The sequence below is a fragment of the Streptomyces sp. NPDC037271 genome, from assembly GCF_055603605.1.
The window spans coordinates 1-8,999 of the sequence record NZ_JBVJVN010000025.1; the positions used below are offsets into that span (position 1 = coordinate 1).

Consider the following 8,999-nt stretch of genomic DNA (forward strand, 5'->3'; position numbering starts at 1 on the left):
CGCCGCCGCGGTCCAGGGCATCGACGCCCTCACCCACGGCGACGTCGGAGTGCGCTCCCTCCAGGAACACGCCGAGTTCCTGACCGCGGCCCGCGACTAGCAGCCCCGAGGGGGACACCGGAAACGGTGTCCCCCTCTTCATGAGCCCACGCGCCCATGAGCCCCAGGGGGCTCTACCCAGGCCTTACGAGGACACATGTACAAGATCTTCTTCAAGCTCGTCTTCTCCCGCATGGACCCGGAGCAGGCCCACCACCTGGCCTTCCGCTGGATCCGTGGCGCCGCCCGCGTCCCCGTGCTGCGCACCTTCGTCGCCGCCGCGCTCGCGCCGCGCCACAAGGAGCTGCGCACCGAGGCCCTCGGCCTGCGCATGCACGGGCCCTTCGGGCTCGCCGCGGGCTTCGACAAGAACGCCGTCGCCATCGACGGCATGGCGATGCTCGGCTTCGACCACGTCGAGATCGGCACCGTGACGGGGGAGCCGCAGCCCGGCAACCCCAAGAAGCGGCTGTTCCGGCTGGTGAGCGACCGCGCGCTGATCAACCGCATGGGCTTCAACAACGACGGCTCCCTGGCCGTCGCCGCCCGCCTGGCCTCCCGTACGCCGGTCTTCAAGACGGTCGTCGGCGTCAACATCGGAAAGACGAAGGTCGTCCCGGAGGAAGAGGCCGTCGGTGACTACGTGAAGTCCGCCGAACGCCTCGCCCCGCACGCCGACTACCTCGTCGTCAACGTCTCCTCCCCGAACACGCCCGGGCTGCGCAACCTCCAGGCCACCGAGGCACTGCGTCCGCTCCTGAGCGCAGTCCGTGAGGCCGCCGACCGCGCGGTCACCGCGCGGCGCGTCCCCCTCCTCGTCAAGATCGCGCCTGACCTCGCCGACGAGGACGTCGACGCGGTCGCCGACCTGGCCGTCGAGCTGGGCCTGGACGGCATCATCGCCACCAACACCACCATCGCGCGCGAGGGCCTCGGCCTGACGTCCTCGCCCGCCCTCGTGCAGGAGACCGGCGGTCTGTCCGGCGCGCCCCTCAAGGCGCGCTCCCTGGAGGTGCTGCGCCGCCTCTACGCGCGCGTGGGCGACCGGGTCACCCTGGTGGGCGTCGGCGGCGTCGAGACCGCCGAGGACGCCTGGCAGCGCATTCTGGCCGGGGCCACGCTGGTCCAGGGCTACAGCGCGTTCATCTACGAAGGCCCGTTCTACGCTCGCGCTCTCCACAAGGGTCTCGCCGCACGCCTGCGGCAGAGCCCGTACGCCACCCTCGCCGACGCCGTCGGCGCCGACGTGAGGAAGCCCCGATGAGCGGCATGACGGTACTCGAGCCCTTCGGCGCCCGGCTGCGCCGCGCGATGGACGAGCGCGGCCCGCTGTGCGTCGGCATCGACCCGCACGCCTCCCTGCTCGCCGAGTGGGGCCTGAACGACGACGTGGCCGGTCTGGAGCGGTTCAGCCGCACCGTCGTGGAGGCGGTGGCCGGCCGGGTGGCCGTGCTCAAGCCGCAGAGCGCCTTCTTCGAGCGCTTCGGGTCGCGCGGCGTCGCCGTCCTGGAGAAGTCGGTCGAACAGGCGCGGGCGGCCGGCGCCCTGGTCGTCATGGACGCCAAGCGCGGCGACATCGGCTCGACCATGGCCGCGTACGCCGAGTCGTTCCTGCACCGGGACTCCCCGCTGTTCTCGGACGCGCTGACCGTCTCGCCCTACCTCGGCTACGGGTCCCTCGGACCGGCCGTCGACATGGCGCGCGAGAACGGCGCGGGCCTGTTCGTGCTGGCGCTGACCTCCAACCCGGAGGGCGGCGAGGTCCAGCACGCGGTCCGGGCCGACGGGCGCAGCGTCGGCGCGACGATGCTGGCGCACCTGGCCGCCGAGAACGCGGGGGAGGCGCTCCTCGGCTCCTTCGGCGCGGTCGTCGGCGCCACCCTCGGCGATCTGTCGTCGTACGACCTGGGCATCAACGGCCCGCTCCTGGCGCCGGGCATCGGCGCGCAGGGTGCCACCCCCGCGGATCTGCCGCGGGTCTTCGGCGACGCGGTGCGCAACGTCGTTCCCAACGTCAGCCGGGGTGTTCTGCGTCACGGTCCCGACCCGGTCGCGTTGCGGACGGCCGCGGACCGCTTCGCGGAGGAGATCAGGACCGCGCTCGCGGCGACCTGACTCCGGATCCACCCACAAATCCGAGGCAATATGTCCAAAATGCCCGACCTGACAAAGGCTGACCAGGACTTTTCCGCTGTTCTCGCTGACTCTGGCGGACTTGACCGCTAGTCTCCGACAGGAGTCAACGGGCGAGCGTGTTGCTCGTGGCTCCCCAGGTGTGGGGCGACTAGGTTCCTCACCGGTCCGTATCCGACAGTTCGACATCCGAGGTGACGTAGGCGTGGCTCTTCCGCCCCTTACCCCTGAACAGCGCGCAGCCGCGCTCGAAAAGGCCGCCGCGGCTCGCCGGGAGCGGGCCGAGGTCAAGAATCGACTCAAGCACTCCGGCGCCTCCCTCCACGAGGTCATCAAGCAGGGCCAGGAGAACGACGTCATCGGCAAGATGAAGGTCTCAGCCCTCCTCGAGTCCCTGCCGGGCGTGGGCAAGGTCCGCGCCAAGCAGATCATGGAGCGACTGGGCATCTCCGAGAGCCGCCGCGTGCGTGGGCTCGGTTCCAACCAGATCGCCTCCCTGGAGCGCGAGTTCGGCAGCACCGGCAGCTGAGTCCGGAGCACTCCGGGTTTGCTGGAATAATCGCAGCATGGCTGCAACACCCCGGGGGACGTCCCCCGTACCCCCGGACGCACGTCCGCGGCTGACCGTGCTCTCCGGCCCCTCGGGGGTCGGCAAGAGCACGGTCGTCGCCCATATGCGCAAGGAACACCCCGAGGTATGGCTGTCGGTCTCGGCGACGACCCGCCGGCCCCGCCCCGGCGAGCAGCACGGTGTCCACTACTTCTTCGTCACCGACGAGGAGATGGACAAGCTGATCGCCAACGGCGAGCTGCTGGAGTGGGCCGAGTTCGCCGGCAACCGCTACGGCACGCCGCGTGCGGCCGTACTGGAGCGCCTGGAGGCCGGTGAGCCGGTGCTCCTGGAGATCGACCTCCAGGGCGCGCGGCAGGTCCGCGAGTCCATGCCCGAGGCCCGGCTGGTGTTCCTGGCTCCGCCCTCCTGGGAGGAGCTGGTGCGCAGGCTCACCGGCCGGGGCACCGAACCGCCGGAGGTGATCGAGCGCCGCCTCGCCGCGGCCAAGGTCGAACTGGCGGCCGAGCCGGAGTTCGACCAGACCCTGGTCAACACCTCCGTCGAGGACGTGGCGCGCGAGCTGCTAGCCTTGACGAACGTCGTGTGATCGTCACTGGTCCGCTGATCCCGACCGATCGGCCGACCGGTCACCCGACTGAATCTTTCCCATCCATCGGAAGGTAGAGCGTGTCCTCTTCCATCTCCGCGCCCGAGGGCATCATCAACCCGCCGATCGACGAGCTCCTCGAGGCCACGGACTCGAAGTACAGCCTCGTGATCTACGCGGCCAAGCGGGCCCGCCAGATCAACGCGTACTACTCGCAGCTCGGCGAGGGCCTCCTCGAGTACGTCGGTCCGCTCGTCGACACCCACGTCCACGAGAAGCCGCTCTCGATCGCCCTCCGCGAGATCAACGCGGGACTGCTGACCTCCGAGGCCATCGAAGGTCCGGCGCAGTAGTAGCGGTAGTACCGACCGCATCGGCGGTAGTATTTTCAGCCTGAAGCTGACTTATCCACAGGCCCGGCAGTCCGACTGCCGGGCCTGTGGTGTGTGATGGGTCGTACGCGATATCCGAGTCGGGGAGAGACGGTGGACAAGCCCAAGGTCGTTCTGGGGGTCAGCGGCGGCATCGCCGCCTACAAGGCATGTGAGCTGCTTCGCAGGTTCACGGAGTCGGGGCACGAGGTCCGGGTCGTCCCCACCGCCTCCGCGCTGCACTTCGTCGGGGCCGCCACCTGGTCCGCCCTGTCCGGCAACCCCGTGTCGACCGAGGTGTGGGACGACGTCCACCAGGTCCCGCACGTGCGCATCGGCCAGCACGCCGACCTGGTCGTCGTCGCCCCGGCCACGGCCGACATGCTCGCCAAGGCGGCCCACGGCCTCGCCGACGACCTCCTCACCAACACGCTGCTCACGGCCCGCTGCCCGGTCGTCTTCGCTCCCGCCATGCACACCGAGATGTGGGAGCACCCGGCCACCCAGGAGAACGTGGCGACGCTGCGCCGCCGCGGCGCGGTCGTCATCGAGCCGGCCGTCGGCCGCCTCACCGGAGTCGACACCGGCAAGGGCCGACTGCCCGATCCGGGTGAGATCTTCGAGGTCTGCCGCCGGGTGCTCGCCCGCGGCGCGAGCGAGCCGGACCTCGCCGGACGGCACGTCGTCGTCAGCGCCGGCGGCACCCGGGAGCCCCTGGACCCGGTCCGCTTCCTCGGCAACCGCTCCTCGGGCAAGCAGGGCTACGCCCTCGCCCGCACCGCCGCCGCGCGGGGCGCCCGCGTCACGCTGGTCGCGGCGAACGCGTCGCTGCCGGACCCGGCCGGCGTGGACGTGGTCCCGGTGGGCACGGCCGTGGAACTGCGCGAGGTGGTGCTGCGCGCCGCGGCGGACGCCGACGCCGTCGTCATGGCCGCGGCGGTCGCGGACTTCCGCCCGGCGACGTACGCCGCGGGGAAGATCAAGAAGAAGGACGACCAGGAGCCCGCGCCGATCGCCCTGGTGCGCAACCCGGACATCCTCGCGGAGGTCTCCACCGGGCGGGCCCGCTCGGGTCAGGTCGTCGTCGGCTTCGCCGCGGAGACCGACGACGTCCTCGCCAACGGCCGGGCCAAGCTGAAGCGCAAGGGCTGCGACCTCCTCGTGGTGAACGAGGTGGGGGAGCGCAAGACCTTCGGCTCCGAGGAGAACGAGGCCGTGATCCTCGGTGCCGACGGCAGCGAGACCCCGGTGGCGCACGGCCCGAAGGAAGCGCTGGCCGAGGCCGTGTGGGACCTCGTGGCGGAACGGCTCGGCTGAACGACCCACCCGCTCCGCCCGCCTCGTAAACCCCGCGCATTCGAGCGTGGCGGCCCTGGCCAAGGGCGCTTCGTTCCGGGCAGAATGCCCGTGCCGCAGGTCACAGCCCTTCCGAGAGGCGAGACGGGTGGGCCCGTGGCGGAGCGCGACCGATAAACTGTTCTCGGACGTCGCCGGGTGCAGCTCCCCGTGCCGTCCACCAATGATCAGCCAGCAGCCGCTGCAACCCCAGGGAGCGTTGTGTCCCGTCGCCTGTTCACCTCGGAGTCTGTGACCGAGGGCCACCCCGACAAGATCGCTGACCAGATCAGCGACACCATTCTCGACGCGCTTCTGCGTGAGGACCCGACTTCCCGGGTCGCCGTCGAAACCCTCATCACCACCGGCCTGGTGCACGTGGCCGGCGAGGTCACGACCAAGGCCTACGCGGACATCGCCACGCTGGTCCGCGGCAAGATCCTGGAGATCGGCTACGACTCCTCGAAGAAGGGCTTCGACGGCGCCTCCTGCGGTGTCTCGGTCTCGATCGGCGCGCAGTCCCCGGACATCGCGCAGGGCGTCGACACGGCCTACGAGAACCGGGTCGAGGGCGATGAGGACGAGCTGGACCGGCAGGGCGCCGGTGACCAGGGCCTGATGTTCGGCTACGCGTCCGACGAGACGCCGACCCTGATGCCGCTGCCGGTCTTCCTGGCGCACCGCCTGTCCAAGCGCCTGTCCGAGGTCCGCAAGAACGGCACGATCCCCTACCTGCGCCCGGACGGCAAGACGCAGGTCACCATCGAGTACGACGGCGACAAGGCCGTCCGTCTCGACACGGTCGTGGTCTCCTCCCAGCACGCGAGCGACATCGACCTCGAGTCCCTGCTGGCGCCCGACATCAAGGAATTCGTCGTCGAGCCGGAGCTGAAGGCCCTGCTCGAGGACGGCATCAAGATCGACACGGAGAACTACCGCCTCCTGGTCAACCCGACCGGCCGCTTCGAGATCGGCGGTCCGATGGGCGATGCCGGCCTGACCGGCCGCAAGATCATCATCGACACCTACGGCGGCATGGCCCGCCACGGCGGCGGCGCCTTCTCCGGCAAGGACCCCTCCAAGGTCGACCGCTCCGCCGCGTACGCGATGCGTTGGGTCGCCAAGAACGTCGTCGCCGCGGGCCTCGCCGCCCGCTGCGAGGTCCAGGTCGCCTACGCCATCGGCAAGGCCGAGCCGGTCGGTCTCTTCGTGGAGACCTTCGGCACCGCCAAGATCGACGCCGAGAAGATCGAGAAGGCGATCGACGAGGTCTTCGACCTCCGCCCGGCCGCCATCATCCGCGACCTCGACCTGCTCCGCCCGATCTACGCCCAGACCGCGGCGTACGGCCACTTCGGCCGTGAGCTTCCCGACTTCACCTGGGAGCGCACGGACCGCGTGGACGCGCTGCGGCAGGCGGCGGGGCTGTAAGGCACCCGGCCCGACGGCACGTGCGAGGCCCGGCGTCCCCACTGGGGGCGCCGGGCCGCGACGTGTCCGCGGGCGGGCAGGGCCGGTGCCGGGCGCAGCGGTCCGCACCCGGACTCCGTCGGCCGATCGGGTCCCGGCGGCCGGACAGGACAACCGGAAGAGACGCCGGCGGCACGTCGGCCGGTGATGGAGCCGCGATCACAGGGACCTGCGCACCACTGTGATTGTCAGTGGTCTTTGGTAGGAATGCAGGCGTGAGCAGCGAGAACGAACCGGCGGGCGGTGGCGCGAAGGACGCGCCGCCCGAGCAGCTCGCGCTCATCCGGGAGAGCGTGCGCAAGGCGAAGGCACCGCGGGCCAAGCCGCGGACCTGGCGCGGAGCCGCGCTCGCCAGGGAGCTGCCCGTCGCCCGGGTGCTCGTCGACAAGGGTGTGCTTCACCTCGACCGGTACTTCGACTACGCCGTGCCCGAGGAGCTCGACGCCGACGCCCAGCCCGGCGTGCGGGTGCGGGTCCGGTTCGGGGCCGGGCGGCACCGGGTGCGGGACGGGCGGCGCGAGGGCGGGGGGCTCATCGACGGGTTCCTCGTCGAGCGGCTCGCCGAGTCCGACTACGCGGGTCCCCTGGCCGCGCTGGCCCAGGTCGTCTCGCCGGAACGGGTGCTGGACGAGGAGTTGCTGGGGCTCGTGCGGGCGGTCGCCGACCGGTACGCGGGCAGCCTGGCCGACGTGCTGCAGCTCGCCGTGCCGCCGCGCAACGCGCGCGCCGAGAAGCGGGCGTCACCGGAGCCGCTGCCGCCGCCGCCCGTGCCCGGGCCGGGATCCTGGACCCGGTACGAGCAGGGGGCCGCGTTCGTGGCGGCTCTCGCCTCGGGGGGAGCGCCGCGCGCGGTGTGGAACGCGTTGCCCGGCCCGCGGTGGAGCGAGGAACTGGCGCGGGCCGTGGCGGCGACGCTGGCCTCCGGCCGGGGCGCGCTCGTCGTCCTGCCGGACGGGCGGGCCGTCGCCCGTGCCGACGCCGCGCTGACCGCCCTGCTGGGCGAGGGACGGCACGCGGTGCTCACCGCCGACGCCGGGCCCGAGAAGCGGTACGCGCAGTGGCTCGCGGTGCGCCGAGGGGCCGTACGGGCCGTCGTCGGGACCCGCGCCGCCATGTTCGCGCCGGTGCGGGACCTCGGGCTGGTCGCCCTCTGGGACGACGGGGACGACAGCCACAGCGAGCCGCACGCCCCGCAGCCGCACGCGCGCGAGGTGCTGCTGCTGCGTGCCGCCCAGGACAGGTGCGCCTTCCTGCTGGGCGGCTGGAACTGCACGGTGGAGGCCGCCCAGCTCGTGGAGACCGGCTGGGCCCGGCCGCTGGTCGCCCCGCGGGAGCAGGTCCGGGCCGCCGCCCCGTTGGTACGGACCGTGGGGGACCAGGATTTGGCCCGGGACGAGGCCGCCCGGGCCGCACGGCTGCCGACCCTCGCCTGGCAGGCCGTCAGGGAGGGGCTGCGGCAGGGACCGGTGCTCGTACAGGTGCCCCGGCGGGGTTACGTACCGCGGATGGCGTGCGCCGCGTGCCGGACGCCGGCGCGGTGCCGGCACTGCTCCGGACCACTGGAGGGCCAGGAGTCCGGGTCCGCGCTGCGGTGCGGATGGTGCGGGCGGGAGGAGAGCGGCTGGCACTGCCCGGAGTGCGGGGCCTTCCGGCTGCGCGCTCAGGTCGTGGGGGCGCGGCGCACCGCCGAGGAACTGGGGCGCGCCTTCCCTGCGGTCCCGGTGCGCACTTCCGGGCGTGAGCATGTTCTGGACACCGTGTCCGAGGCTCCCGCGCTGGTGGTGAGCACCCCGGGTGCCGAACCCGTCGCCGAGGGCGGCTACGCGGCTGCCCTGCTGCTGGACGGCTGGGCGATGCTCGGCCGCCCCGACCTGCGCGCCGGCGAGGACGCGCTCCGGCGCTGGCTGGCCGCCGCCGCCCTGGTGCGCCCGCAGAGTGCCGGCGGCACCGTCGTCGCGGTCGCCGAACCGACGCTGCGGCCGGTGCAGGCGCTGGTGCGCTGGGACCCCGTCGGCCACGCGGTGCGGGAGCTGGCCGAGCGGGCCGAGCTGGGCTTCCCGCCGGTATCGCGGATGGCGGCCGTGGCGGGGCCGGCGGAGGCCGTGGCCGGGTTCCTCCGCGCCGTCGAGCTTCCGCGGGAGGCCGAGGTACTGGGTCCCGTGCCGCTTCCGGTCACGACCGCGGGGCGGCCTCGGCGGGTGGGCGCGCCGCCGCCCGGGGCGCACTGGGAGCGGGCGCTGGTCCGGGTGCCGCCGGGGCGCGGGGCCGCACTGGCCGGTGCGTTGAAGGCCGCTCAGGCGGCCCGGACGGCGCGGGGGAGTGACGCCGCGGTGTGGGTGCGGATCGATCCGCCCGACATCGGGTGAGGCGTGTACGGCACGGAGGCGGGGGGGGGGTCCCCTCTTGAAAGGAGGGGGGAAGGAAAGAAGCCCACCCCCACGTCTCCCCTACTTCTGTGGACAGGGGGGAAGAGCAACCAAAAAGTCGTCCC

The 8,999-nt window shown here is 72.5% G+C and carries 8 protein-coding genes; all 8 read left to right on the top strand.

The features are described 5' to 3' along the window. Window positions 1–196 precede the first annotated feature (196 nt). The 8 genes from ACZ7G3_RS29750 to ACZ7G3_RS29785 all read left to right on the top strand — a co-directional run bounded on the left by ACZ7G3_RS29750 (window position 197) and on the right by ACZ7G3_RS29785 (window position 8,874). Window positions 197–1,303, top strand: a complete 1,107-nt coding sequence (locus ACZ7G3_RS29750) for a quinone-dependent dihydroorotate dehydrogenase (protein ID WP_426600473.1) — start codon at window positions 197–199, stop codon at window positions 1,301–1,303. Between the two features lie 5 nt (window positions 1,304–1,308). Continuing rightward, the gene (gene pyrF / locus ACZ7G3_RS29755) at window positions 1,309–2,154 is read left to right on the top strand and encodes an orotidine-5'-phosphate decarboxylase (RefSeq protein WP_470929308.1); all 846 of its coding nucleotides are present in this window, start codon (window positions 1,309–1,311) and stop codon (window positions 2,152–2,154) included. Between the two features lie 223 nt (window positions 2,155–2,377). Then, on the top strand, window positions 2,378–2,701 hold the full coding sequence (locus ACZ7G3_RS29760; RefSeq protein WP_003977346.1) for an integration host factor: 324 nt from the start codon (window positions 2,378–2,380) through the stop codon (window positions 2,699–2,701). 37 nt (window positions 2,702–2,738) lie between these two features. Beyond that, on the top strand, window positions 2,739–3,332 hold the full coding sequence (gene gmk, locus ACZ7G3_RS29765; protein WP_426600472.1) for a guanylate kinase: 594 nt from the start codon (window positions 2,739–2,741) through the stop codon (window positions 3,330–3,332). An 80-nt stretch (window positions 3,333–3,412) separates the two neighbouring features. Beyond that, window positions 3,413–3,685 (top strand): DNA-directed RNA polymerase subunit omega, encoded by a 273-nt coding sequence (gene rpoZ / locus ACZ7G3_RS29770; RefSeq protein ID WP_003977348.1) that lies wholly within the window; start codon window positions 3,413–3,415, stop codon window positions 3,683–3,685. Between the two features lie 132 nt (window positions 3,686–3,817). After that, the gene (coaBC, locus tag ACZ7G3_RS29775) at window positions 3,818–5,020 is read left to right on the top strand and encodes a bifunctional phosphopantothenoylcysteine decarboxylase/phosphopantothenate--cysteine ligase CoaBC (RefSeq protein ID WP_470929193.1); all 1,203 of its coding nucleotides are present in this window, start codon (window positions 3,818–3,820) and stop codon (window positions 5,018–5,020) included. Window positions 5,021–5,260: 240 nt separating this feature from the next. Continuing rightward, complete coding sequence (gene metK, locus ACZ7G3_RS29780) at window positions 5,261–6,469, top strand: methionine adenosyltransferase (RefSeq protein WP_426600470.1); 1,209 nt, start codon at window positions 5,261–5,263, stop codon at window positions 6,467–6,469. A gap of 254 nt (window positions 6,470–6,723) precedes the next feature. Next, complete coding sequence (locus tag ACZ7G3_RS29785; protein ID WP_470929195.1) at window positions 6,724–8,874, top strand: primosomal protein N'; 2,151 nt, start codon at window positions 6,724–6,726, stop codon at window positions 8,872–8,874. The last annotated feature ends 125 nt before the right edge of the window (window positions 8,875–8,999 follow it).

Bases quoted from the DNA above. Each gene is read 5' to 3' on its own strand.
- ACZ7G3_RS29750 (WP_426600473.1), top strand. From the start codon at position 197: ATGTACAAGATCTTCTTCAAGCTCGTCTTCTCCCGCATGGACCCGGAG.
- pyrF (WP_470929308.1), top strand. From the start codon at position 1,309: ATGACGGTACTCGAGCCCTTCGGCGCCCGGCTGCGCCGCGCGATGGAC.
- gmk (WP_426600472.1), top strand. From the start codon at position 2,739: ATGGCTGCAACACCCCGGGGGACGTCCCCCGTACCCCCGGACGCACGT.